Source organism: Nostoc flagelliforme FACHB-838 (assembly GCF_014698065.1).
Lineage (GTDB): Bacteria > Cyanobacteriota > Cyanobacteriia > Cyanobacteriales > Nostocaceae > Nostoc > Nostoc flagelliforme_B.
Window position 1 is genome coordinate 1 of sequence record NZ_JACJSI010000089.1, and the last position, 25145, is coordinate 25145.

Here is a 25145-nt window from a genome sequence, read left to right on the forward strand (position 1 = left end):
AAATCTTGATAATTCTAGATAACGCTAGTTACCATAAAAAGAAAACTATATTGGCAGAGATTGAAAAAAACTTACCAAATATTCAACTATATTTTCTGCCTGAGTATAGCCCAGATTTGAATTTAGCCGAACTTGTATGGCATTCGGCGAAAGAATACATATCTCATCGCCTATTTAAATCAGTAGAGGAACTGAAAAACTTATTAAATAGGTTGTTAAATCAGGGAGAGTTAATAATTAGATGGGGAAGAAAAATTAAAAATAAAGGTAATGCTGCTATTGCAAACTAAATGTGGAACAGCTTATCAATATGTCGAGTTTTGGAAAATATTTTGCGAAGCTGTGTCGGAGTTGTATATGGATTTTCAATCAAAAATAGACGCAGCAAAACATACTCCTGCTGAACGCGCTCAGGATCGCTATCGTTGTTGTAAAGTTCTTGCAATCGTTCCAAAATTTTCTGAAACTGGACATTCTCTATGGCAATTTGTTTGGTTAAAGTGGTGGCAAACTCTGACAACTTGGTTTTTTCAAGTAGTTCCTCGTATAAATATCGGCTTGCTTCTTCACTCAACCCCCATTCATAAAGCAGACCAAAATCAGAGTCAAACTCTTTTGGCAGTAAGCGCCCTGGATACCAAGTTTTTACAGGTTTTTCAAGTAATGCTAAAAGACCAGTTAGAGTCCGTGGGTATGTTACAGCAGTTAGCTCTAGAGCTAATTTATTAAGAGCATGACGGAGCAGTTCAGGATATGGATATCTGCCATCTCGACGGACAAACTCTGCTAAACCAAGGATGAGATTATCAAATTCATTACTTCCCATTGAAGGTAATCCTTCATATAGAGGATTTTTTTAACAACACGATCTTTTTCAAGCGTGATACATTTGTTTCATAAACCGTACAATATTATTTATTTTGTGTCAACTAAGAGACAATTTATTCTTTTGTGAGACAGGAGCAAAGGAATGGGAAGTTATCTAGATATAGAACGGTTAGCAAGCCTAGTTCGCAAAAAACGCGGCAGCAGAGGACTACGGGAAACATCGGCAGAGATTGGTAATGTTAGTCCATCCACTCTGTCACGAGTAGAGAGTGGCAAAATGCCGGATATGGAAACTTTTGTGGCACTTTGTAACTGGCTAGAAGTGCCACCTGCGGAGTTGTTTAGAACCTCAGAGGAGGATCAACTGGATACGCCTGAAGCGATCGCTATTCAACTACGCGCTGACAAAAATCTTGATCCAGCGATCGCTAATGCTTTGGCATCTTTAGTTAAAGCAGCGTATCGTGATCTCTCTCAAAATGATGGCGAATTGAAGCAAGATCCCTAAAGATATGTCATTAATTCAAAGTCTATCGCCGGAATTTAGGCAACGCTGTGAAGCGATCGCAACTGAACAACGAAGCTTACTTCGAGTGCGATCGTTTGAACCTTTACCCGCAGATATTCTAGCAACCAAGTTAGGAGCAAGACTTTTTACACCCGATCAGGTTCCGAATTTAGAGCCAGAGCAAGTAGCAGTATTACTTGCTAGCGATGGGTGGTCAGCAGGGATTATATGCCATAACCCACTATGGATTGTATACAACCCGCGTCATGCACCTGCACGGCATGAATCAAATCTGATGCATGAAATAGCTCATGTGTTGTTCAATCATAAGCCTGTTGGCTTTGATTCGGTAACTGGACTACCAAAACGCAAACAAAACAACGAAGATGAAGCAACTTATCTAGGAGGATGCCTTCAAATTCCCAAACGTGGTTTATTATGGGCGACACAACAAAAGATGCTGTTATCTCAGATTGCAGCACATTTTGGCGCTAGTGAAGCGATGGTGAAGTTTCGCAGCAATGTAACTGATGTGCCTGTCAAATGCTCATAAGCTCTCAAGACAGCTAATCGTAGGAAAATCCCAAAAGGGAGGAAAAAGGTTTCTTCTCTTACTCGCCACTTACTTTTTCAAGCTAGTGATAAAAAAGTATTGCTGTCACTTTGGTTGAAAGCTAGATAACATTAGATTCGGGCGTGTTTACTGTTCGGGAGTGCCAAAATGTCTAAACAGCTGGGTCAAAAAATCGCACCTACACCTATATCGAATGATATCAATGTGGTGGATTTGATTGATCAATACTTTACCGCTTACAACTCAGCGCGGTTGCGGGAAATCTGCCAGCTATTGAGTCGTGATGTGTTAACGGAAGGTGTCACGGTGGGAGTTAGCCTTTCCGGTGCGATGACGCCAGCAGGATTTGGGGTTTCAGCGCTTGCACCCTTAATTCGCAACGGCTTTATTGACTGGATGATTAGCACTGGTGCAAATCTTTACCACGATATGCACTACGGTTTGGGTTTTGAACTCTTTGCTGGTAATCCATTTTTGGATGATGTGAAACTGCGCCAAGAAGGTACTATTCGCATTTATGACATTATCTTTGGTTATGATGTGCTGCTAGAAACTGATGCGTTCATCCGCAAGATTCTCCAAGGAGAAGCGTTTCAGAAGCGGATGGGAACGGCTGAGTTTCACCATTTACTAGGTAAATATGTCCGAGAAGTAGAAAAGCAATTGGGTGTGCAGCATTCCTGCTTGTTAGCTACAGCTTATGAATATGGCGTACCGATTTATACGTCTTCTCCAGGAGATAGTTCAATTGGGATGAACGTGGCAGCTTTAGCACTGGAAGGTTCGCAGTTGGTAATAGATCCATCAATTGACGTAAATGAGACAGCAGCGATCGCCTATAATGCCCGTGAATCAGAAGGTAAAAGTGCGGCTGTAATTCTCGGTGGTGGTAGTCCTAAAAACTTTTTGCTACAAACTCAACCGCAACTTCACGAAGTTTTAGGGTTAGAAGAACGAGGACACGATTACTTTGTGCAGTTTACCGATGCGCGTCCAGATACAGGTGGTTTGTCTGGAGCAACCCCATCGGAAGCCGTCAGTTGGGGTAAAATTGACCCGGATGAGTTACCTAACACAATCGTTTGTTATACCGATAGCACGATCGCTCTACCATTGGTGACAGCGTATGTTCTTAACAAATGCCAGCCTCGTCCCCTGAAGCGCATTTACGACAGGCGAGAAGCCATTTTAGAGAAACTGCAAAAAGACTATCTAGCAGCCAAATCCCAACCATCAGATCAGATTCCAGCAGCAGTGGCTGAAAGTGCTTCACAGCAAACAGCAACTTATCCCTGTGGTCGGCTGATTCCGAATACTCATTAGGGGATAGGGGATAGCTTTCAAGGGCAATAAAAAGGTAATCATCGACAAGAATACTGATGTGACAAGGTTTCAACTTCTCTTCTGCTTAAAAAAACCTCCCTTGAAAGCCTGCTCCCTATCTAGTTGACTTGATTTCTACCTTATAACTGAAGCAAAATGCATAATTAGTAGGAGGTGGCAACCTCCTGTGTTGGAGAAGTGTCTCATCTTAAAGTAGTAGACGCCATAATCCAGAGCGTTAATTAAATACTGTGTGATTAGATGATCAGCATGAAATTCCAACTTTACTTAGGCTCTTTATTTTCCCAGATTAAAGTACGTCATTGGTGGGTAGGTATCTTTTTATGGATAGCTTTGGTTGCCCCAGCCCAAGCGTCTGTAATCCTGCGCGTGGCAATTGAAAGGGGCGTTAATCAGGTAAAAGTGGGCAGTTCCACCACTGGGATCGTCAAGGATAGTACTGGCCGGACTCTCGGACAGCTACCAGCCATGAGCGCATATTATGCCCAAGCAGTTCCTGGCGGAGTTGCTTTAGATAAGTGGCAGTCTGGTTTATTTTGGATTGAGCCAACTGGTAAAGGATTCGTTTATATTGGCGATCGCTGGTATCGGGGCAGAACTTTGGTTGTCCCCACAGAAAAAGGCTTAACGGCTGTAAACTGGGTTGATGACCAAGAATATCTCTACAGTGTTCTTGGTGGCGAAATGAATGCTAGCTGGCCCCAAGAAGCTTTAAAAGCTCAAGCGATCGCAGCCCGCACCTACGCCCTCTACGAACGAGAAAAACAACGGAATAATCCCGTTTACGATTTAGGCAATACCCCTGATCGTTGGCAAATTTACAAAGGTGTCATAAGTGAATCTCCTGCTACTTACAAAGCAGTTGATGAAACAGCAGGACAGGTACTAACTTACAAAAACCGGATTATTCTCTCAGTTTTTCACGCTTGTTCTGGGGGACACACCGAAAACGTGGAAGATGTTTGGGGAAATGCCCTCCCTTATCTGCGGGCTGTTCAAGACTACGATCAAAATATTAGCCAGTGTAATTGGGTAAAAACTTTCTCCCACAGTGAGATTAGTGCTAAATTCCCTGAAGTGGGCAGCGTGACGGCAATGGTTCCAGAGACATACTCACCTTTTCGCAGTGTTAAAGTCTTAAGAATTGTTGGTAACAAGGGCACAAAGGTTTTACAACGTGAACAAGTGCGAACAGCCCTCAAGTTAAAAAGCACTCGATTTAGCGTCACCAAGGGGGCCGATGGAAGTTTTGTGCTGCAAGGACTTGGTTTCGGTCACGGATTAGGCATGAGTCAGTGGGGGGCGTACAATCTGGCTCGCCAAGGAGTGAACCACCTGCAAATTTTAGGACATTATTATCAAGGTGTAGCCTTAACACCAATTCAGGCGAAGTAATTGGGGATTGGGCATGGGGCATAGGGGATTGGGCATTAATTATTCTCCTTGTGCCCTTATCTCCCCTGTTTCTTATTCTCCACTCCCGCGTTCCAAACGTTTTTGCCATTCAGCGTCAATTTTTGCGGAACGCTCAACTTCTTGGTCGAGTAAGTCAGTTTCGCTAGAATACACTAAATCTTCGTTGCCAATAACTTTTTCTGCGGCAAATTGTTGGGCATAGTCAATTTTTTGTTGCAAAGGTGCATCAGGGTTTGCCAATATCCTTGCTCTGGAAATGCGATCGCGGTTGCGATCGGCAATTTTGCCATTACGCCACTGAATCCAGAAATAACGCAATAATGGTAGACCTAAAAAACCTGCTCCGTAAGCTAATAGCAGCCAATAAATTCCTTGCACAAAACCTACAAAAGCTCCCAGTTCACCCAATCGGGCGACAACAGTTCCATTTGCTAACAAGCTTCCAAGTACTAAAGCACCAACAAAATTTAGTACACCCAATCCAGCACTCAGCATAATTTGCCCGGAACTTGCGGCACTAAAACGCCAGGGAAATTCTTCTAAGTGATCTGATATTGCATGACGGCGCTTTTTAACTGCACTCACCTGCAACTCTGGGAAGTAATAAACAATTTGCCCTTCTGGACTTACACCCGGTTGCCCATTAAATCGCGTTAGAACGGGCAGCATATAATCTTCGTACTCTCTTGTATAGCCCTCGCCAATGTCATCCAAATATGGGGCAATTTGTTCTGCTACCACTGCACCACGGTTACTGCGAATCACCGTAGCAATTTCTTGCCAGCGACGTTCTTCTAAGTTGGCGTTAGGATTACCATCGCCAAACAAAAACGAAAAGACAGCTTCAAAGAAATTTAGATCGCTTTCTTCTCGCCTTTCACGCCGTCGTTCTTGGTAGTGAGTGTCATAATTTGGGCTAAAATACCAAAATAAATTTGGAAAATAGAAGAACCCCCCACCGCCGTAATTACTGCCCCGATTGTCGCCATTACGATCTGAATTGATAGAGGTAATGATAATGTAGATGGCAATAGTTATCAGGACGATGGAAACAGTTAAGAAAATTCCAAAAGAAATGCGAATCAGGTAAAACAGAACACTCCAAATTTTTTTCCACCATTCCTGCAATCGTAGCCGGAAGTATTTATTACGCAAAATTGCTCGAAAGTTTTGTGGAAAAAGGAAAACTATATCACCTGAATCCGCTACCTGCAAATGTCCGCCAGCATCAGATGCCAGGGCTAATAAGCTTTGATTAGCTTCAGCGACGTTCAATCCTGCTTGAGTTGCCACATCACCAACGGTGACACGGTAGCCCAGTTGTTCCACAGCTTGCATGATGGTGGGACTGGGAGCCATTGCTCTCCCCTCCTGTTAAAACTTATTCCCTTTTCTTAAGTATAAAGTTTTATTTTGAGGGACTTGGTTGAGGTAGGAATAAAGCATGAAGTCATTAAAGAATATATAAATCACATGAATTTCGACCTGAGACGCAACGTGTTATAATTGTTTCCCTCAGCTTGGTTAACCAGCAAACTTTCTGCTCAAATATGGTTCAATACACTCTCGCTCAAAGCCCAGAAATTATCCTTACTGTTTCTGGAAAAGATTCAGCCAAAGCCCGTGATAAAGCAATGGATCAACTGATGGAACTGATGGATGCTGGTAAGCTACCCACGGAACTGGAAGAAGGATTTGGCCCTCAACAATTGATTGAGGTTAAAGAGTCAACTATTGATACTGCTAGTGGTGAGGATACCATTACACAAGCTGTCCAGGTTCTGAGTAATCTGGCCACGCTCAAGCTGAAAGTTCAGGAGTCACGAGCTGAAGCGTTGGAAATTCGCAAAGCTGTTGATATTCTGTTTACCGACGAGTCGGTGACAGAAGAGGAAATTACTCGACTCAAGGAAGGTTTTAAAGTTCTCAAAAATTTTGCCCAAGCTAATGTGCGTTACCAGGAAGCACGAGCTAAAGCAGAACAGGCTCGGCAGACTCTGGATCAAGCTCTTAAATCGCCTGACAAGTAGCATTTTTAAAACACATCTTAAAAATACAACTACATACAATAAAGGGCAGGTTGTTATACCTGCCCTTTATTGTTACTGGGGCGCTAGGATTCGAACCCAGGGATGGCGAGACCAAAACCCGCTGCCTTACCACTTGGCGACGCCCCAATGACTTCACACTATTTAATATAGCACTTACTCCTAGGTTAATGTCAAGTACTTTAATAGTTGATTTCAGATAAGAGATTTTTATAACCAGGTATTGAGTGGTCGCAGTCGTTGTACTTAGACTCTTTTATTACTTTTGGTAAATCCTTGAATCTCTGTTGGCTGTCTTGTCGAACTTACGTTACAGGGTTAAAGCGTAAAATTCTGCGATCGCAATTCCTTTGCACCATCTTAGGGGCGCAAGGCCTTGTGTTCCTACAAATCTACAAATAATTTGGGATAATTTATTTCGTACCAACAGCAAACGCTACCCTAGAAATCAGTACCACTCAAGCCTTGAAGTTTCAACCATGATAGCGTCGCCCCAAGAAAACTACCTTACCTCTGAAGAGTACCTCCAAATCGAGGAACAAAACTCTGTCAAGCATGAATATATAGACGGCTACATCTACGCAATGGCTGGAGCGCTTGATCCACACGTCACCATTGCTGGAAACCTGTTTGCCCTCCTCCGTAATCATGTGCGTGGCTCTGGTTGTCGTGTTTACATTGCTGATATGAAAGCCCGAATTGAATCTCTAAATCGCTTTTATTATCCCGACGTGATGGTTACTGGCGACCAACGAGATCAAGAAACGCCAGCTTATAAAAGATTTCCTTGTTTAATTGTCGAAGTTTTATCCAATTCTACTGAAGCGTTTGACCGGGGCGACAAATTCGCCGATTATCAAACACTGAGAAGTCTGCAAGAGTATGTTTTAATTAATACAAAACGTCAGCGAGTTGAGTGTTTCCGACGCCATGAGCAAGGAATGTGGGTTTTGCAATCCTACACATCAGAACATAAATCATTTCGACTCAACAGCGTAGATTTTGAGGAAACAATGGCAGCACTCTACGAAGATGTAGTTTTTGAATAATCTAATTATAATGGGGCATTCTGCACGATATTTAGTAAACTATATAACTGATAAGCCTTCAACGCTTCTTAACCCGGCACAAGCGTTGATCGAAGCAGGCACAATTGATTAAAAAAAAGTTATGGCGCTCATAGTTCAGAAATACGGTGGTACATCTGTCGGTTCAGTCGAACGTATTCAAGCTGTTGCACAGCGTGTTTATAAAACGGTTAAAGCTGGAAACTCTATTGTTGTAGTGGTTTCGGCAATGGGCAAAACCACCGATGGACTCGTCAAACTAGCTAATGAAATTTCTCCAAATCCTAACCGCCGGGAAATGGATATGCTGCTTTCCACTGGCGAACAAGTAACCATTGCCTTACTCAGCATGGCTTTGCAGGAACTCGGACAACCAGCAATTTCCATGACTGGCGCTCAGGTAGGAATTGTTACCGAAGCGGAATACAGCCGCGCTCGGATTGTGGATATTGAAACTACTCGCCTAAATCGCCACATAAATGAAGGTAAAGTAGTTGTTGTAGCCGGGTTCCAAGGTATCTCCAGCGCCGGAGAGATGGAAATTACGACTTTGGGTCGTGGTGGTTCCGATACGTCAGCAGTGGCGATCGCAGCCGCATTAAGAGCGAATTTTTGCGAAATTTATACAGATGTTCCGGGGATTTTAACTACAGACCCCCGCTTGGTTCCTGAAGCTCAGTTGATGGATGCCATCACCTGCAATGAAATGTTGGAATTAGCTAGCTTGGGCGCAAAAGTGTTGCATCCCCGTGCTGTGGAAATTGCCCGTAACTATGGTGTTCCCCTAGTGGTTAGGTCTAGCTGGACAGATGCCCCAGGTACTTGGGTGACATCAGCCAAACCCCAAGGGCGATCGCTGATCAATCTAGAAATTGCCCGTCCAGTAGATGCTGTAGAATTTGACACTAACCAAGCAAAGGTGGCTTTGTTGCGCGTACCCGATAAACCAGGCGTAGCAGCAAGGTTATTTGGCGAAATTTCGCGGCAAAAAGTAGACGTAGATTTGATTATTCAGTCAATTCATGAAGGTAACAGTAATGACATTGCCTTTACTGTTACAACACCAATATTAAAACGGGCAGAAGCAGTAGCAGCAGCGATCGCCCCATCACTGAGGAGTCAATCTAACCCGAAATCAGACGAAGCCGAGGTAATGCTAGAACATAACATTGCCAAAGTCAGTATTGCAGGTGCGGGAATGATTGGCCGTCCCGGCGTGGCTGCGAAGATGTTCGCCACGCTAGCAGAAGCAGGTGTGAATATCCAAATGATTTCCACCAGCGAAGTTAAAGTTAGTTGCGTAGTCGATGCCGCCGAATGCGATCGCGCTGTTAGCGCACTCCGCACCGCCTTTGAGATCGAGGCAGGGGAGCAGGGAGCAGGGAGCAGGGGAGAACTCCTAACTCCTCACTCCCCACCCCCCGTTCGTGGTGTAGCTCTCGATTTGAACCAAGCACGTCTTGCCATTCGCCAATTACCAGATCGTCCGGGGATGGCGGCGAAGTTATTTGGATTATTAGCACAGCATAATATTAGCGTTGATATGATTATCCAATCTCAGCGCTGTCGGGTGATTGATGGTGTTCCCAGGCGAGATATTGCTTTTACAGTCTCGCGGATGGATGGGGAAAATGCAAAAGAAATGCTCACTCAAGTAGCGGCAGAATTAGGATGGGGTGAAGTTGTTTTAGATAGTGCGATCGCTAAGGTGAGTATTGTCGGCGCAGGGATGGTAGGACACCCAGGTGTTGCGGCTAAAATGTTTGAAGCTTTAGCCCAACAACAAATCAACATTCAAATGATTGCCACTTCAGAAATCAAAATTAGCTGTGTCGTGGCACAAGAACAAGGTGTTAAAGCTTTGCAAGCCATTCATGCAGCCTTTGAACTGGCTGGTAGCGAAAAATTTGTCGTGCCGGCGTAAAAACTGACTGAATAATTTGTAATTAACAGTGTGGTGTATTTACTGTTCTGGTAAGTGGGCATGGGTAATTAAAGGTTTGTAGTAAGCGGCTCTAGCCCTTAGAATAGGGCTGGAGGCGCTTATACTAATTTTATGTGAGGCTGTGCTTAGTTCATGTAAGGAAAATTGATGAATTGCCCCTACAGCTTAATAAATAAATATTTATATTTTTAAATCGCTAGTAATAACACGTAAGCTATAATCAAACAATTTATAAGACTACATTTATATTGATGAATAGTCATTTACTAGATGGACATTATCGAATACTAAAAGTTCTCAATGATGAGGAAAATGGCAAAACCTATCTAGTTGAAGATGCTAATCTTCCTAGCAGCCAATTTATCATAAAGCAGTTACATTCTTCTAGTAGCAATCCCCAAGCTTTAACAATCCTCCGTCGCTTGTTTGCCAGTAAAATTACAACTTTAGAAAAGCTAGGACAGGAACACGAGCGGATTCAAAAGCTAATCGCTTATTTTGAAGAAAATGAAGAATTTTATATAGTTCAAGAGTTCATTCCCGGTAATCCTTTAACTGACGAAATTAACCAGGAACAATCTCTGAGAGAAGACGAAGTAATTAGTCTTTTGTCAGATATATTAGAAATTCTGGTCGTTGTACATAGCTATGGCGTAATTCATCGGAATATTAAACCAGCAAATATTATTCGTCGTGAGTCAGATAAAAAGTTAGTTTTGGTTAATTTTGAAACTGTTAATGAAGCCATGAGTAATACTGTTGGCAATATGGAGTATAATATGCCGATAGAACAAATTAACGGCAACCTCAAATATAATAGCGATATATATGCTTTAGGGATTGTTGCGATCGCAGCACTTCTAGGTTTATCAGCAAAAGAAATATCTCACTTACGAAATCAGAAAAATAAGCTGACAGGTGAAATAATTTGGCAGAACAAAAATCTCAAAGTTAATAGAAAATTAGCCAAAATTATTAATCGAATGGTGCGTTTTGACTATCGGAAGCGCTACCAGTATGCAACTGAAGTTTTAGACGATCTGAAAAACATAAATGTTGAACAATATCAACAAAAACAGCATCAGAAAAAATTATTACTAGTTGTGGCAGGAATAACTGCCTGTATCACACTTGGTATTGGAGTATGGCAATTGAGATTGTCAAAACCTGTAAGTGATGATCAAAGTACATTATACCAAAAGGGAGTAAATAAATATGATGCAGGAAACTATGAAGGAGCAATTGAAGATTTCAATCAGGCTATTGAATTAGATCCGCAAAACGCTTTGGCTTATAATAGGCGAGGTGATGCTTATTATCGATTAGGAGACTACGAGCAAGCGCAAGCAGATTCTAGTCAAGCTATTTTGCTCAATCCTCAAGATGCTAATGCCTATTTTGACCGAGGATTTGCTTTTTCGGAATTAAACAAATACAAAGAAGCGATCGCAGATTATACCCAAGCAATTAAGTTAAATTCTAAAGATGCTTATGCTTACTATGGACGAGGATTAGCTCGTGCTAAATCGAAGGATAATAAAGGCGCAATTGAAGATTTTAGCAAAGCGATCGCTCTCAAACCTCAGTATAACGAAGCCTACTTACAGCGAGGGATTCTTCGCCGTCGCCTTAGACAAAGACTTGAAGCAATCCAAGATTTTGATAAAATAATTAAGAATAATCCTACTGATGCTAAAGCTTATTATCAAAGGGGTTTAACTCAATCTATTAATAAGCAAAAATATGCAGCGCTTAAAGATTACACAGATGCAGTTAACATCAATCCTAAATACATAGAAGCCTATCTTAATCGTGGTGATATTTACAGCGATCTGGGAAATAAAGTAGAAGCTACTGAAGATTACAACACTATTTTACAGATTGATCCTAAATTTATTGCAGCTTATATTCACAGAGGTATTCACCGCTTTTCTTTTGGAGATTATAAAGGTGCTATTGAAGATTACACTGCTGCGCTGAAACTAGATGCTAATAATGTAGCAGCTTACAACAACCGTGGTAACGCCTATCTGGAATTAGGAAATAAAAAAGCTGCAAATCAGGATTATTCACGAGCGATCGCAATTAATGCTAACAATGCCTTAGCCTATTATAACCGGGGTGTGATTCGCACCAAGCAGAAAAATAAACATGGTGCGATCGCAGATTTCAAAAAAGCTGCCAAACTATTCCGACAGCAAGGGGAAAAAGATAGTTATCAAGATGCACAGAGAGAAATTGCAATTCTGCAAAATAAGTCAGCACCAGCGCCAAGTACTCGCCCTAAATCTGGGAAAATAGGAAAAAATTGAGTAAAAACTCAATATAACGCTAACTGTCAAGTGCCAAAACTCTTAAAGAGTAATTGGACTATTTAAATGTGTTTTAACTGACAATTTTACGACTTGCACTTTTTCAAAATTTTAAGGGTTGGTAGTCAGCACTAAACTTCTTACTACTTACCGTCATAAATTGTATGCTTTGACATTTTCTGTGTAGTTGTAGTCAAATAAATTATCACTCAATGTGAGTCACCGTATTTTATTACGACTCAATTAGGATTGCTATATGCTAATTCTCCTCACTTTTTATCCAGATAATCTGGAAATATTCACCAGTAGGGATGTCGATACACTCCTGAAAAAAATTGATGGTTCTCACAATATTTGGTTGCGCTGTATTCACTTCCGCGATCGGACTGGAACAGCCAAAATTATCAAGCACTTTGAACTTAATCCATCTCGCGTTAACATGATTTTCAATCATTCTCCTGTAGGAATTGATGAAGATGTAGAAGATTGTTTATTTGACAGCTATGAAATTCTAACTCCTCAGATAAAAAATCATGAGTTTGAGGTTGCCCGTGGCAATATTGTGATTGGAAATAATTTTATCATCACTTTTGAAATAAAGGAACTAAAAGTTTTAAGTATTTTATCTAACAATCTGCAAAAGCGAACTTTGGATATTAAAAAATGGGGAATTGACTATCTTTATTATCTTATTTTTAAAGATATTTTGAATAATTATCATACTGTTTTTGACTATATTTCTAGAAAACTTGATGATTTAGAAGATGAAGTACTAGATAATTCCGGTGATGAATCAACGTATAAAAAAATTGCTACGATGAGGCAATCTACTCGTTCTGGACGGCGAAATTTTCAAAATATCAAATTACTTATGGCTATTATGGATCATGAAGATTGCCAATGGATCAGCCAGCCAGTGAAAGAACTATTCAATCAAGAATTAACTCATCATGTTGATAAACTATGGCAAGAATATCAAGCTTTGAGAATGTGGATGTCAGAATTAATGGAAATTCAACGCGATAATATTGCTAGCAAAACAGGTGAACGAATTAATCGCCTAACTATCCTTTCAACTGTATTCTTACCAATCACTTTTCTATCTGGTTTCTATGGTATGAACTTCAAATATATGCCGGAATTAGAACAGCCTTGGGCTTATCCTGTCGTGATCTGCGTGATGGTATTAATTGTGATTGGTAGTATTGTTTATGCCAAAAAACAACGTTGGTTGTAGTATCTATCAAGTTACGAATAAAAAGCTCGCCGACTTATTGATGAAGTCGGGGTTTGATACCATTTAAAAAAACATTTGTAATAAATAAATCGGCTGTACGTCCCAACCCATGTATCTGTATCAGGCATTTTGTGAAATGGTATGAGCCTGTCGGTGGAAGGCAAATAAAATCGGATTACTATATATACTTTCAGTAACTAGACTGAATCCAACCCTAAATCGGTAAACAAACGTGAATCTCCCATTGATTATTCGTGCTGAAGAACATAACGAAAAAACAGCAATTGCTGCAACAGACGGAGCATTTACTTATCGGGATTTGTTACACACTTCCAGTCAAATAGCAACAGGTCTTCTTAATAATGCAGAAGATTTACAGGAGCAGCGAGTTGCCTTTTTGATTCCCCCTGGGTTTGAGTATGTAGCCACTCAATGGGGAATTTGGCGTGCTGGTGGTATAGCTGTACCTCTGTGTATTTCTCACCCACGACCAGAATTAGAGTATGTAATTACTAATTCTGGAGCATCGATTATTATTGCTCATCCTAATTTTGAGGGTATATTGCGTAGTTTACCGCCGCAGGCATCGCTCGCCGAAGAACACAATTTGAGATTTATCCTCACCTCAGAAACGCTCCCATCTGATATTGCTCCGCTCCCACAGGTAGATATCACTAGACGCGCCTTAATTCTCTACACTAGCGGTACGACAGGTAAACCAAAGGGTGTAGTTACAACCCATCAAAATATTCAAGCGCAAGTGACTAGCTTAACTACCGCTTGGGAATGGACATCGGATGATCGCATTTTACATATACTGCCCCTACATCATATTCATGGGATTATTAACGTCCTAACTTGTGCTTTATGGGCTGGCGCAGAGTGTCATCTCTTGAGCAAGTTTGATGCTGAAACCGTTTGGAACCGAATTTGTGACGGTAACTTAACCCTATTTATGGCAGTACCAACAATTTATGTAAAGCTAATTGCTGCTTGGGAAAATGCCTCTAAGGAACGCCAAAAAAGTCTGTCAGAAGGCTGTGCTAAGATGCGCCTGATGGTTTCTGGCTCGGCAGCGTTACCAGTTCAAGTATTAGAAAAGTGGCAAACCATCAGCGGCCATTTTCTGCTAGAGCGCTATGGCATGACTGAAATTGGTATGGCGCTATCGAACCCTTTACACGGTGAACGGTTGGCTGGATATGTAGGGAAGCCACTACCTGAAGTTGAAGTGAGATTAGTAGATGAGAACGGGGAGTTAGTTCCAGCAGGAACACCAGGAGAGATCCAAGTTAAAGGGCCTGGAGTGTTTATAAAATATTGGCAAAACCCCGAAGCAACCGCCAAAGCTTTTCAAGATGGCTGGTTCCGTACTGGAGATACCGCCGTAGTTGAGAACGACAGCTACCGCATTCTGGGCCGAATGAGTGTGGATATTATCAAAACCGGAGGCTATAAAGTTTCGGCTTTAGAAATTGAAGAAGTATTGCGATCGCATCCAAATATTCAGGAATGTGCAGTGGTTGGGGTTGCCGATCCAGAGTGGGGTGAACGGGTTTGTGCGGCGTTAGTATTGCAAGGGTCACAACCTTTAACATTAGAAGCTTTCAGGAGTTGGGCAAAAGAGCGATTGGCGGTTTATAAAGTGCCAACCCAAATTTTGATAGTTGAAGAATTACCACGCAACGCTATGGGGAAAGTGACTAAGCCGACGGTGGTTGAGTTATTTCGAGTGTAGCGATCGTAGGAGTTAGCAATTTTGAACCAAGCAATCATCGATCATTAACGAAACCTCCTAAGACAGAACTTACGCAAAAATCACCAAAAACCTTAATTTATGAACCGCTAAGACGCCTTCTCTACGAGACACTACGTGAACGTGTAGCGTCTCGTAGAGAAGAATTCGTAGAGTATGCGTAAGTCCTATGAGAGTACGTTGAATAGTATGAATCCCAATTAAGCAGTTATTAACACTTTATTAACCTAATAAAAATTGCTTTTTTGCTAGCTGTTTACTATCTAAAGATAGATTGCCCTAGACTAATTTGTAATATATTTTACTATTAGTCATTAGTATTAATGCAATAATTAAGTAAATTTACGGAGTAATGTAAATGACAGTTATTAACGGCAATTTTGAGACTGGTACTTTTAGCAATTGGCGAACTATTGGCGATAACAGAATTGAGACAGCAGCTTTAGGAACTGGTACTAGCGAAGGGACTTTCCAAGCCTTACTTACCACTGGTGCTAGTGCTTCTGGGGGTGCAGTTGAGCAAGCAGACATAGAAGAATTTCTCAACCTACCATCTGGTCTGTTAGATAATATCGCTAATGGAGATGTCACAGAAGGTTCTGCAATTAAACAAACTTTCACAGCAAACGCCGGCGATGTTTTGACTTTTGATTGGAACTTCCTCACCAATGAGGGTATACCTTCCTTTTTTAATGATTTCGCTTTCTTCAGCGTCAATCCCTTTGCTCTGGAATTAGCAGATACAAATTCCCCATTTTCTAGTACGTCTGCTGTCGGTTTTAATCAAGAAACTGGCTTTCAAACTATTACCGTCGGCATCGCTCAAAGTGGAACTTACACTTTAAGTTTCGGCGTTGTGGATGTTAGTGATAGTGTTGTTGATTCTGCACTAATAGTTGACAACATCCAAGTTATACCGTCGTTTAGCATTGGCGCTACTTCAAAGTCTGACATTGCACTCACTGCCAAGGGTTTTATTGGTGAATCACCTTTAAGTACTTCCACAAGTATTGACACTTTAAGTGCTTCTACAAGTATTGGTACTCTAGATTTTATTTCTAGAACTTCTGAAATTAGTCTGACTTAAAGAAGATCCAAGAAATAAGATACCCCGCCCAGTGGGAACGTTAAGATGATGTTTGAAAAGTATTATTGCTAACATAAAAGCTCCTAAACCTAACCCTCCTAGTTCCCCTTTCCTACAAGGGAATATTCAAAGACACTCCCCATTTTGGGGAGTGGTTTTTTAGTATAACTTAAAGCTTTTCAAACATCCTCTAATCTCGACTTTATCTATTTTCTATGAACGCGATCGCTAATGCTGAAACCTCTGTGAGACGAGTCAAGCTAAGAGCGATCGCTGCTACCTAATTTCCTACCCCTTCAGTATTTTTGGGGGACACCAAAAGAGATTTTTGCTGGACACACCGAGGGATTCTAAAATTCCTCGCATTACCTCTGTGCAGTACATCCAATGTCCCAAGTCGTCATACATGCGATCGGGATTAAACTCGACATTGTAGTGCAGCACATTGGGAAGGTCTAAAAACTTATCATTGCTTTGGGGAGAAAGCAGCAAGAGATGAAATGGTTTGCCCTGGCATTGTTTTTGTAGCTTGTTGACTAAATCTATCACACCAGGGCGATCGCTAATTCCTGTGCGGACGAAAAGCACTTTGTCGCAGCGCCGCAGTGCGTACCAAAACCTTTCAGAGCGTGCCGTGTATCGAACGCGCATCCGTTCATGGACGGGAGACATATCATTTATCGGGTCGTCTGTCTCCTCGACTTCATGGGCAAAAGACAGACCCGACCATTTACTATGGTAAATTCTGCCTGCGTCGGGGCTGTAGTGCAGCAAGGCAGGGTTCCACATATCATAAAAACCGTTTTCGATCGCATCCGCAACATCTGCAATATTAGTCGTGCGCGTTAGATCAAAGGGAAAGGCGGGGCCATCATATTCCATCTTATATAGCATCATGCGGACGGCACAGCGATCGCCAAGGGGAAGAATGGCCACACGGCTGATATCTGATAATTTACATTTGTATTGGAACAGCATCGCAGACTTAGGTGGTGCTTTCACCCGGCTTTCTAGCCCATCCTTGCCAATCATCATCGTGCGAAAGGAGGCATCGGGATAAAGCGGATCTTCATAGACACCCGATGGCATAGCTTTAAGCGCGTTGCAAACTTCCGTCCACATCGGCTGGATATTGTACTCGTTGTCTGATTCGTTGATTACCCAGAGGTGGCGTTCGTCCGCTTGCAAAATTCCCAGATGCCCGTCATAGAATAAAACGTTGTTTGGCGAAAAGAGATTGAAGGCAGCGCTATATTCTAGATTGGCACTAGGAGGAATGTTTATTGTAGTTGCGATCGCACCATCCTCTACAGCAAAGAAGGGGAGCATCCCTGGTTGAGTATCCTTCGCAATGTAGATACCCGGTATCAATCCAGCCTTAGTTTGCAGTGCAGTTTGTAGTTCCTGCCAATAGGGAGTGATCGTGTAACTGTATTGTGATGTATTAACAATCCGTAAACGCTTCTCTTCCATACAGACAGAGACATGGAAACCCGCATTATCAAAGTAGATAGGGAATTCGTTCGGTTGCTGAAAGCCTTGTTTTTCTTTTGCTAATTTGTCTTTGTCGATATCGAATAGTTGCTGGTCGATCTGCTGATACATGAGGCTATGACCGACCGTGTTCGGGTGAGCCGGATCAAACGATATCCCTGCTTTCCATCGTCCTTGCCCATCATCTACGGCTGCCAACCAATCCAGTACAGGTATGCCCCAACTTAGCATTCGGTTGTGTGTGTTTCGGATCAGCCAGTAATGCTCTTGGGAATAATCGCCATTGGGATAAACACCGCCCAGAATTGGAATTGCCCCGATGTCCCGCGTCATTTTCACAAGCTGCTGCAAGCCACTTTCAAACCGTCGCTGTACTGCTCGTCGTTCGTGAGGGGGACAGTAAGCTAACCCTTCGTTGCCCAGAGACAGGGCAATTATCACAACATCCGGTTGTTCTGGGGTGACAACTGAGCCAAATCGAGCGATCGTTCTGCTGACATTCGCCCCCACTTCCGACACATTTATGAGTTTATGCCCATATTTTTGCTGTAAAGCTTGTGCCAACAGCCAAACCCAACCTTTCAAAAACCAGGCTTTATGACCTACTGCAACAGAACTGCCAATTACTACAATTTTGAGCCTTTCAGCCCCTTCCTCCACAGGCATCCTTACAGCAGGTTTCTCAAGGTATCCAAAGGGGTAAGGTTGCAAATAACTGAATGCGCCATCATCGACAATAATTGTGCTGGAATGATCGTTAGAATCAATCGGAATCCAGCGATTTGTATCTAGTAAGCTTTCCCATCGGGCATTACCCTTTGCATCAAGATGTATGTATTTATATTCAATCTGTCCATCGCCCGATAAAGACTGCTGAATGTCAATTTCATCTGTCCACCATAAAGGATAGCGATCGCCACTTGTACGTAAGTAGATACATTTGGTAATGTCCCACAATCCTAACTCTGGAGTAGAACCGATTAAACCTATGGATTCGCCTGTTTGTGTGTATGCACTGACTTGGAATCGATACATAGAGTTTATCCTGATTTAGTGAGTACCATACCAAACGGTCAGGCTGAATCCTTAAACCCAGCTTGAGAATATCACATAGAATTCTCAAGAATTAGGTATTAATCTTGTTAAGTATACTGAAGCTCTGATTTACATCACCCAAAGCTACGGTAGTCAAGCTTTTCAAAAATTAAATCGGATTTTTATAGAATATTTAATACTGATTGGGTAAAATATATTGCATTAAAAGTCTTATTACAACTAAGAACAGATCAAATAAAGGATAAGATTAAGTTAAATTATTCTTTCAATAACACTGAAATATATAAGTACGTTGAAACAGAAATCACGTTACTTCATAGTCATGCGAGGTTCAATAGGTAAATCTGCAATAGATGCTCCTCAATAAAAAGAAATGCACCCATAATCTAGCTCTCCAATTGTTCCATAGTTCAGGTTGCGATCGCAGCAACGCTTTAACCTGACACCAACTCTCAAACTTACGCAACAGCGGATAGCGCAGCGTCAGCGAGTCTGCATCTTGATTTTGACTCCTGAATTCTTCTTTGATTCCCTTGAAATGCTTATTTCACAACCATTTTTGTTACTACTGAACTGGGATATGGCAGAACATAAGCATCAGAAAAACATAAATAAATATTAATATCTTTATAGTTATATATGAATTAATAGTTAAATAATCTTAGGACAAATCAGAATATTTGGGATTTGCATCGGCAGTTGTACTTGCTGGATAGAGTAATGCAAATCTTCTCTAAACCTAGAATAACAATTTTTTAGCTGGACTTGGCAGGCATCCTGAGTCGGTGACTGCTGTGAAACCTTGCGATTGAACATGAAGGAAGCAACAATGAGTAGCAATCTAGCCATCAAACTGCGCTCTGGAACTCAACAAGCCCACACATCAGCAGAAAATGTGGCATTCATGAAATGTTTTTTGCAAGGAGTTATAGATAGAAACTGCTTCGCCAAGTTTTTAAGCAATTTGTATTATGTCTACAGCGAACTAGAAGCGGCATTAAAGAGCCATGTAGAGCATCCTGTAATTAGTACGATTTACTTTCTGGAACTTAATCGCCAATCCTCGCTCGAAAAAGACATGGTGTTCTATTATGGGGATAATTGGAGAGAGCAAATTACACCTTCACCTGTTACCCAGAGCTACATTGACCGCATTAGAGAAATTTCTGCTAGTGAACCAGCCTTACTGTTAGGTCATGCCTACACTCGCTACATGGGCGATCTTTCTGGGGGTCAAATGCTACAAAAAGTTGCTCAGTCAGCGCTGAAGCTTTCTGGCTATGATGGCACATCCTTTTACAATTTTGAGCAAATACCTGACAAAAAGGCATTTAAGGATAAGTATCGTCAGGCATTAAATGCATTACCCATTGATGATATAACAGCAGAACGGATTGTTGCAGAAGCCAATAATGCCTTTGAGTTTAATTTAAAGATGGCTCAAGAGTTAGAAGGAAGTTTAATTAAAGCACTCGGTCAAGTTTTGTTTAATAGCCTCACTCGTTCTCAGAATTCAGGTAGCACTGAAATAGCTCCGGCTAATTAAGTTAGTCATTTGTCATTTGTCATTTGTGATTGGGCATGGCTCAAGAATCAATCAATAGTTGTTCTTCCCCTGCTCCCCCTGCCTCCCCTACTCCTCACTCTCCTCATTCATTGGAAAGCAACTCAATGGTTTTTCTATTACCTGGTGTTAAATTTGATCTGGATCTGGTTCAAAAGTACGACACTCGCGCACCTAGATACACCAGTTACCCGCCTGCTACAGAGTTAAGCGAAACATTCACCGAAACTGATTTTAAGGCCGCGATCGCAGCATCGAATCAACGCAAAACTCCTATGAGTTTATATTTCCACATTCCCTTTTGCCAAAGTGCTTGCTACTTCTGCGGCTGTAATACGGTAATTTCCAACAACAAGAATATTGCCAAACCTTACGTAGAGTCTTTGGTTCAAGACATCAAAAACACCGCAGCTTTAATCGATCCAGATAGAAAAGTGCTGCAAATCCACTGGGGGGGTGGTACTCCTAATTATTTGGATCGTGACCAAGTAGAATTATTATGGAAAAACATTAATCGCTATTTCAACATCGATTCACAAGCAGAAATTTCAATTGAGATTAATCCCCGCTATATCGATAAAAACTACATTTTCTTTCTGAGACAGATTGGATTTAACCGTATTAGTTTTGGCATTCAGGATTTTAATACCCAAGTTCAAGTAGCTATAAATCGTGTCCAGCCAGAAGAAATGCTATTTGATGTCATGAGTTGGGTTAAAGAAGCTAAGTTTGAAAGTGTGAACGTAGACCTTATTTATGGTTTACCCTATCAAACCCGCGAGACATTTCGGGAGACTTTGAAAAAGACTGTTGAGTTAGACCCTGACCGAATTGTTGTCTTTAACTTTGCTTATGTACCGTGGATTAAACCTACACAAAAAAATATTTCTCAAGAGGCGCTACCCCCAGCAGAGGAAAAGTTAGAGATTTTGAAAATGACCATTGAAGAATTAACGAATAACCAATATCTATTTATTGGGATGGATCATTTTGCTAAAACTAATGACGAATTAGCGATCGCTCAAGGCAATGGCACTCTTAAACGCAATTTTCAAGGCTACACTACCCACGCTGAGACAGAATTATTTGGTTTTGGTGCCACATCCATTAGTATGCTAGAAGATGCTTATGCTCAAAACCACAAGGAATTAAAGGATTATTATCAGGCACTTGCAGCAGACACTTTACCTCTTAGTAAAGGTATTAAACTTACTCAAAATGATATCATCAGACGAGATGTTATCATGGGTATCATGTCTCACTTTCAGCTTCATAAGCAAGATATTGAAAACAAATATCAGATCAGTTATGATGAATATTTCTCTGAGGAACTAGAGGCGTTAAAACTACTAGAAGCCGATGGTTTAGTCAGTTTATCAAAAAATCAGATCCAGATTACAGACATCGGTAGATTGCTAGTTAGAAATATTGCCGTAATATTTGATACTCACACAAGAATGCGAGAGACAAAATTCTCCCGTGCCATTTGATATTGGGCTGCTGCCACAAGTTAAGATGTGGCAGCAGCCCAATAATGGACATTTCCAGCCTCTAGCTGCCTGGAAAAAAGATTTTAAATCAGTTCGAGCCAATTTTACACGTATTGGCAGTGCCATACCCCTAACACCTTGCAATATAATATTGTACCGCACTTGAATGAGAAACGCTATATTTAGTAATTATCATAAACTCATTAATTAACGCTTTTTTATTACTCTGAAAAAATAAAATATTTGTAGGTTGGGTTGAGGAACAAAACCCAACAACTCCCTAAATTTATAAAACTTAATCACAACAAAGATTTTTTATTTTTATCTCGTGAGAGTTATAAAAGAGCGTTAAACAAAGTAGGCGCAAATAATTATTTTAAAATGATTCTAATAAGTGTGCTACAGCTTCAGCGCATCTTCAAAAAGTTAGATAATTTTTTCTATCTGAAGATAGATATAAAATAACATATCTCGATTAGTTTATTACTGTCTATTTCTAGACTAAACTATGTATGAAATAATTGCTCATTGAACTAGCGAAAGTTTCGTTGATAATTTTAATGCTAAAACTGCCAATTTTCATTCAAATATTGATACAACCTCTTTTATCTAACTTTTGGATTTAGCATTTATCCCATCTGATAGAAAGAATTGTTAATCAAAGTTGATAACTTAGATACAAGTGAGATTGTTGAGGCAGTTATGAGTATTCTTGCTTGGGTAATTTTAGGAGTTTCAGCAGGTGTGATGCCTAACGGCAGGCTACGCCTACGCTAAAGCTATCTATCCTGGTAATCAAGGCGGCGGAATTATCTCTACAATGATTTTGGGTATCATTGGTGCTTTCGTCGGTCAAACTTTGTTTACCTTTCTACAAACAAGAACTCTACAAATTACTGCGGCTGGCACTGGTTTTATTCTTCCTGGTATTTTAGTGGCTGTGCTAGGCACAATTGTTGCTATTTATCTATGGGGATTAAGAAGAAGCAGCAATGGCTAATCGTTGATTGGCAATTCTCAACTCGACGATAATTACTGTAATTTATTAGTTTTCTAGTTTTCAAAGCTATCAAACATCCAATTAGCTTTATTTAGAAAATACTAGGTAACTAGTCAATTCTCCTGTAAATTCAAAGTTTTTGGAAGTGTAAATCTATGTTTTTTCACAAAAAAGAGCCTATTCATGCCGTTAACGTTACTGAACCAAACCCTCGTTTTGCTCAGTTGCTTCTAGAGCAGTTTGGCGGAGCTACTGGAGAACTTAGTGCAGCACTTCAATATTGGGTTCAATCATTCCATGTCGAGAATTCTGGCATTAAAGATATGCTCCAAGACATTGCAATTGAGGAATTTAGCCATTTAGAAATGGTTGGTAAACTCATTGAAGCTCATACTAAGAATACCGATCAAACAGAGGCTTATAAGAGTACTCTCTTTGCAGTCAGAGGTATCGGGCCTCATTTTCTAGATAGTCAAGGTAATGCTTGGACTGCAAGTTACTTGAATGAGGGTGGAGATGTAGTGCGTGATTTGAGAGCTAACGTTGCAGCTGAAGCTGGCGCTCGTCAGACTTACGAAGAATTGATTAAGTTGGCAACTGACAAAGGAACCCAAGAGACTTTAGTCCATTTGTTAACACGAGAAATTTCTCATACCCAGATGTTTATGAAAGCTCTAGATTCGTTGGGTAAGTTGACAGATCCATTCTTTGGTAATATTAAACCAGATGAAACTGTTGCTCTCTACTACAACCTATCTACAAACGGAAATGGTCAAGATGAGCGTGGCCCTTGGAATTCTGAACCAACATTCAAATATATTGCTAATCCTCTAGAAAGTCACTCTTAATTCCATAGTTTCTAGTTAGAGGATAGGTAATTGGAGCTAAGGATGTTTTTGGTTGGTATATTCTGAAAAACTCCCAGTAATCCGGTGGGCTGTTTGCCCACCTTCTTTGAAAACTTTTGGGCTATCTAGTCGTAATGTTGCGCTCAAAAAGGTTAATCTTAGCGAACTTTTTAACTAATAAATCTAGATTTTAAACTAAATATTTGGATACTATTTTTAAATAAATATTCAGCACTACTGAGAAAGTCAGAGCGATCGCTCTTCAATAGACCTGTTGCAGAAACCGAAAACCTGATCGAGAATTTATTCTTGGGCTAATGGCTAAATTAGGTTTAAACCGAATAATTGCAGTATTTTAAGTCAGTTTCAAGGTAACTTTACTTACAGCTTGAGTTTCTGACAATTCAAGTATTTTTGCAATAGGTTTAATATCTAGATCAAGATTTGTGACTTCAGAAATTCATTCAAATAAAAAGCAAAACTTAGAATCAGGAGATTACCTTGTGATTGTCAACCCTACGCAAAATGGTTGGGAAGTCATTTATCATCGTGCCCATGCTTTATTAGCAGCTCAACTAGCGGGACAATGGCGACGTAAAGATGCTCCAGTAAGGTTATATGAAACCATAGCTGCAATTTCTCATCACGATGACCTAGAAAAAGAGTGGGAAGAAGATATTCTCAGTGAAGGAGGTGCGCCAAACGACTTCACCCTCAACTCAAATGCCGATCTAGATGCCGGTGCTGATAAATTGGCTGAACTGGCAAAGAATGCCCTTTACCGTGGACGATGGGTAGCTTTGTTAATTTCTATGCATATCAGCCGTTTGAATGAGCCAAGCCGGGGTCAGAGTGCCAAGCTAGACAAACTTTTAGATGAGCAACTTAAAAACCAGCAACGTTGGCGTAAGGAACTGGGCATCGAAAAGGAAGAAGTTGATTCTGCTTATGCATTTATGCAATGGTGCGATCGCCTTTCTCTGATCTTATGTCAGCAAGAACTACCTGCTGATGAGCGATTTTTAGAAATTAGCAAGGGCCCTGAAGGTCAGCGCTATGACATCATGCAGCGCAGTGATAATTTAGTTCTTGTCAAACCCTGGCCATTCCAGGACGATAAATTTACGGTCAACGTCGAAGCCTGCGACTTATCCCAAGTAAAATTTGAAAGCAACAGCGAACTAACTCAAGCACTACAAGAAGCCCCTATCAAGGTACTTGAGTGGACATTCGTTAAGAGTTAGGGACTGGCAAGAGATATCTCAAGACATTGATAAAAAAGAGCCAGAGAACTAACTCTCTGGCTCAAAGTTGGAGACGAAATAATCATCAAATTAAGGTTTGGGTAATAATATCATGTTCGACCTAATACTTATGTCATTGCGAGCGTAGCGCGGCAATCGTAGAGGTTTGGGATTGCTTCATTCCACTTCGTTGCATTCGCAATGACATATTATAAGAAACCATTTATAAAGAAAATCTTTAGGCAGCAAGACGACGTAACATAATACGTGTCATCACAGCATAGATGGCAGCTTCGCTCATCTCAGGAAGCCGTTCATAGTCTTTGC

Annotated in this window: 21 protein-coding genes, 1 tRNA gene and 2 pseudogenes; 18 read left to right on the forward strand and 6 right to left on the reverse strand. The window is 41.0% G+C overall.

Translation table 11 applies throughout. From position 1 onward, the window contains the following. Positions 1-290: transposase (locus H6G97_RS28130; protein WP_190943137.1), on the forward strand; the 290-nt coding region annotated here is incomplete at its 5' end. Here H6G97_RS28130 and H6G97_RS28135 read toward each other — a convergent pair. Continuing rightward, positions 287-826 (reverse strand): hypothetical protein, encoded by a 540-nt coding sequence (locus H6G97_RS28135; RefSeq protein ID WP_190943858.1) that lies wholly within the window; start codon positions 824-826, stop codon positions 287-289. The two genes, H6G97_RS28130 and H6G97_RS28135, sit on opposite strands and share 4 nt — an antisense overlap. A 144-nt stretch (positions 827-970) precedes the next feature. On the opposite strand from H6G97_RS28135, the gene H6G97_RS28140 reads away from it, so the two are divergent. The 4 genes from H6G97_RS28140 to H6G97_RS28155 all read left to right on the forward strand — a co-directional run bounded on the left by H6G97_RS28140 (position 971) and on the right by H6G97_RS28155 (position 4649). Continuing rightward, complete coding sequence (locus H6G97_RS28140; protein WP_190943859.1) at positions 971-1336, forward strand: helix-turn-helix domain-containing protein; 366 nt, start codon at positions 971-973, stop codon at positions 1334-1336. Between the two features lie 4 nt (positions 1337-1340). Beyond that, positions 1341-1889: an ImmA/IrrE family metallo-endopeptidase gene (locus H6G97_RS28145; protein ID WP_190943860.1), complete on the forward strand. Its 549-nt coding sequence runs from the start codon at positions 1341-1343 to the stop codon at positions 1887-1889. 168 nt (positions 1890-2057) lie between these two features. Next, positions 2058-3233: a homospermidine biosynthesis protein gene (locus H6G97_RS28150; protein WP_190943861.1), complete on the forward strand. Its 1176-nt coding sequence runs from the start codon at positions 2058-2060 to the stop codon at positions 3231-3233. Positions 3234-3503: 270 nt separating this feature from the next. After that, positions 3504-4649, forward strand: a complete 1146-nt coding sequence (locus tag H6G97_RS28155) for a SpoIID/LytB domain-containing protein (RefSeq protein WP_190943862.1) — start codon at positions 3504-3506, stop codon at positions 4647-4649. A gap of 72 nt (positions 4650-4721) precedes the next feature. Here the strand turns inward: H6G97_RS28155 and H6G97_RS28160 are convergent, their stop codons facing one another. Further along, entirely contained in the window at positions 4722-6029 is a 1308-nt protein-coding gene (locus tag H6G97_RS28160) for a hypothetical protein (protein ID WP_190943863.1), read from the reverse strand. A 191-nt stretch (positions 6030-6220) separates the two neighbouring features. Between H6G97_RS28160 and H6G97_RS28165 the strand changes: the two genes are divergently transcribed. After that, positions 6221-6700 (forward strand): hypothetical protein, encoded by a 480-nt coding sequence (locus H6G97_RS28165; RefSeq protein WP_190943864.1) that lies wholly within the window; start codon positions 6221-6223, stop codon positions 6698-6700. Positions 6701-6775: 75 nt separating this feature from the next. On the opposite strand, the gene H6G97_RS28170 is transcribed toward H6G97_RS28165, so the two are convergent. Beyond that, a tRNA-Gln gene (locus H6G97_RS28170) sits at positions 6776-6847 on the reverse strand. 350 nt (positions 6848-7197) lie between these two features. Here H6G97_RS28170 and H6G97_RS28175 point away from each other — a divergent pair. From H6G97_RS28175 to H6G97_RS28200, 6 genes are all read left to right on the forward strand, one after another. Beyond that, on the forward strand, positions 7198-7767 hold the full coding sequence (locus H6G97_RS28175) for a Uma2 family endonuclease (RefSeq protein ID WP_190943865.1): 570 nt from the start codon (positions 7198-7200) through the stop codon (positions 7765-7767). A 121-nt stretch (positions 7768-7888) separates the two neighbouring features. Further along, the gene (locus H6G97_RS28180) at positions 7889-9709 is read left to right on the forward strand and encodes an aspartate kinase (RefSeq protein ID WP_190943866.1); all 1821 of its coding nucleotides are present in this window, start codon (positions 7889-7891) and stop codon (positions 9707-9709) included. A gap of 272 nt (positions 9710-9981) precedes the next feature. Beyond that, the gene (locus H6G97_RS28185) at positions 9982-12042 is read left to right on the forward strand and encodes a tetratricopeptide repeat protein (RefSeq protein ID WP_190943867.1); all 2061 of its coding nucleotides are present in this window, start codon (positions 9982-9984) and stop codon (positions 12040-12042) included. A gap of 256 nt (positions 12043-12298) precedes the next feature. Continuing rightward, the gene (locus tag H6G97_RS28190; RefSeq protein WP_190943868.1) at positions 12299-13279 is read left to right on the forward strand and encodes a magnesium transporter CorA family protein; all 981 of its coding nucleotides are present in this window, start codon (positions 12299-12301) and stop codon (positions 13277-13279) included. Between the two features lie 232 nt (positions 13280-13511). After that, positions 13512-15017: an AMP-binding protein gene (locus H6G97_RS28195; protein WP_190943869.1), complete on the forward strand. Its 1506-nt coding sequence runs from the start codon at positions 13512-13514 to the stop codon at positions 15015-15017. Between the two features lie 376 nt (positions 15018-15393). Beyond that, positions 15394-16122 carry a PEP-CTERM sorting domain-containing protein gene (locus H6G97_RS28200; protein WP_190943870.1) on the forward strand — a complete coding sequence of 243 codons (729 nt, stop codon included), beginning with the start codon at positions 15394-15396 and terminating at the stop codon, positions 16120-16122. Between the two features lie 288 nt (positions 16123-16410). On the opposite strand, the gene H6G97_RS28205 is transcribed toward H6G97_RS28200, so the two are convergent. Beyond that, positions 16411-18651 (reverse strand): DUF1796 family putative cysteine peptidase, encoded by a 2241-nt coding sequence (locus H6G97_RS28205; protein ID WP_190943871.1) that lies wholly within the window; start codon positions 18649-18651, stop codon positions 16411-16413. Between the two features lie 358 nt (positions 18652-19009). Next, a pseudogene (locus tag H6G97_RS56080) lies at positions 19010-19147 on the reverse strand (magnesium-protoporphyrin IX monomethyl ester (oxidative) cyclase); the annotation flags it as partial. A gap of 354 nt (positions 19148-19501) precedes the next feature. Between H6G97_RS56080 and H6G97_RS28210 the strand changes: the two are divergent. The 6 genes from H6G97_RS28210 to H6G97_RS28230 all read left to right on the forward strand — a co-directional run bounded on the left by H6G97_RS28210 (position 19502) and on the right by H6G97_RS28230 (position 24818). Further along, positions 19502-20218 carry a biliverdin-producing heme oxygenase gene (locus H6G97_RS28210; RefSeq protein ID WP_190943872.1) on the forward strand — a complete coding sequence of 239 codons (717 nt, stop codon included), beginning with the start codon at positions 19502-19504 and terminating at the stop codon, positions 20216-20218. A gap of 125 nt (positions 20219-20343) precedes the next feature. Continuing rightward, positions 20344-21726 (forward strand): oxygen-independent coproporphyrinogen III oxidase, encoded by a 1383-nt coding sequence (hemN, locus tag H6G97_RS28215; protein WP_190943873.1) that lies wholly within the window; start codon positions 20344-20346, stop codon positions 21724-21726. Positions 21727-22377: 651 nt separating this feature from the next. After that, positions 22378-22503 (forward strand): hypothetical protein, encoded by a 126-nt coding sequence (locus tag H6G97_RS56085; protein WP_422394220.1) that lies wholly within the window; start codon positions 22378-22380, stop codon positions 22501-22503. A 43-nt stretch (positions 22504-22546) separates the two neighbouring features. After that, positions 22547-22726 carry a GlsB/YeaQ/YmgE family stress response membrane protein gene (locus H6G97_RS56090; RefSeq protein ID WP_422394221.1) on the forward strand — a complete coding sequence of 60 codons (180 nt, stop codon included), beginning with the start codon at positions 22547-22549 and terminating at the stop codon, positions 22724-22726. A 155-nt stretch (positions 22727-22881) separates the two neighbouring features. Continuing rightward, positions 22882-23574 carry a manganese catalase family protein gene (locus H6G97_RS28225; RefSeq protein ID WP_190943874.1) on the forward strand — a complete coding sequence of 231 codons (693 nt, stop codon included), beginning with the start codon at positions 22882-22884 and terminating at the stop codon, positions 23572-23574. A 503-nt stretch (positions 23575-24077) separates the two neighbouring features. Continuing rightward, the gene (locus H6G97_RS28230; protein ID WP_190943875.1) at positions 24078-24818 is read left to right on the forward strand and encodes a DUF3891 family protein; all 741 of its coding nucleotides are present in this window, start codon (positions 24078-24080) and stop codon (positions 24816-24818) included. 238 nt (positions 24819-25056) lie between these two features. Here the strand turns inward: H6G97_RS28230 and H6G97_RS28235 are convergent. Next, a pseudogene (locus H6G97_RS28235) lies at positions 25057-25145 on the reverse strand (IS5/IS1182 family transposase); the annotation flags it as partial.

Bases quoted from the DNA above. Each gene is read 5' to 3' on its own strand.
- H6G97_RS28210 (WP_190943872.1), top strand. From the start codon at position 19,502: ATGAGTAGCAATCTAGCCATCAAACTGCGCTCTGGAACTCAACAAGCC.
- H6G97_RS28180 (WP_190943866.1), top strand. From the start codon at position 7,889: ATGGCGCTCATAGTTCAGAAATACGGTGGTACATCTGTCGGTTCAGTC.
- H6G97_RS28175 (WP_190943865.1), top strand. From the start codon at position 7,198: ATGATAGCGTCGCCCCAAGAAAACTACCTTACCTCTGAAGAGTACCTC.
- hemN (WP_190943873.1), top strand. From the start codon at position 20,344: ATGGTTTTTCTATTACCTGGTGTTAAATTTGATCTGGATCTGGTTCAA.
- H6G97_RS28165 (WP_190943864.1), top strand. From the start codon at position 6,221: ATGGTTCAATACACTCTCGCTCAAAGCCCAGAAATTATCCTTACTGTT.
- H6G97_RS28200 (WP_190943870.1), top strand. From the start codon at position 15,394: ATGACAGTTATTAACGGCAATTTTGAGACTGGTACTTTTAGCAATTGG.
- H6G97_RS56090 (WP_422394221.1), top strand. From the start codon at position 22,547: ATGATTTTGGGTATCATTGGTGCTTTCGTCGGTCAAACTTTGTTTACC.
- H6G97_RS28155 (WP_190943862.1), top strand. From the start codon at position 3,504: ATGAAATTCCAACTTTACTTAGGCTCTTTATTTTCCCAGATTAAAGTA.
- H6G97_RS28185 (WP_190943867.1), top strand. From the start codon at position 9,982: ATGAATAGTCATTTACTAGATGGACATTATCGAATACTAAAAGTTCTC.
- H6G97_RS28160 (WP_190943863.1), bottom strand. From the start codon at position 6,029: ATGGCTCCCAGTCCCACCATCATGCAAGCTGTGGAACAACTGGGCTAC.
- H6G97_RS28150 (WP_190943861.1), top strand. From the start codon at position 2,058: ATGTCTAAACAGCTGGGTCAAAAAATCGCACCTACACCTATATCGAAT.
- H6G97_RS28225 (WP_190943874.1), top strand. From the start codon at position 22,882: ATGTTTTTTCACAAAAAAGAGCCTATTCATGCCGTTAACGTTACTGAA.
- H6G97_RS28205 (WP_190943871.1), bottom strand. From the start codon at position 18,651: ATGTATCGATTCCAAGTCAGTGCATACACACAAACAGGCGAATCCATA.
- H6G97_RS28145 (WP_190943860.1), top strand. From the start codon at position 1,341: ATGTCATTAATTCAAAGTCTATCGCCGGAATTTAGGCAACGCTGTGAA.
- H6G97_RS28135 (WP_190943858.1), bottom strand. From the start codon at position 826: ATGGGAAGTAATGAATTTGATAATCTCATCCTTGGTTTAGCAGAGTTT.
- H6G97_RS28190 (WP_190943868.1), top strand. From the start codon at position 12,299: ATGCTAATTCTCCTCACTTTTTATCCAGATAATCTGGAAATATTCACC.
- H6G97_RS28140 (WP_190943859.1), top strand. From the start codon at position 971: ATGGGAAGTTATCTAGATATAGAACGGTTAGCAAGCCTAGTTCGCAAA.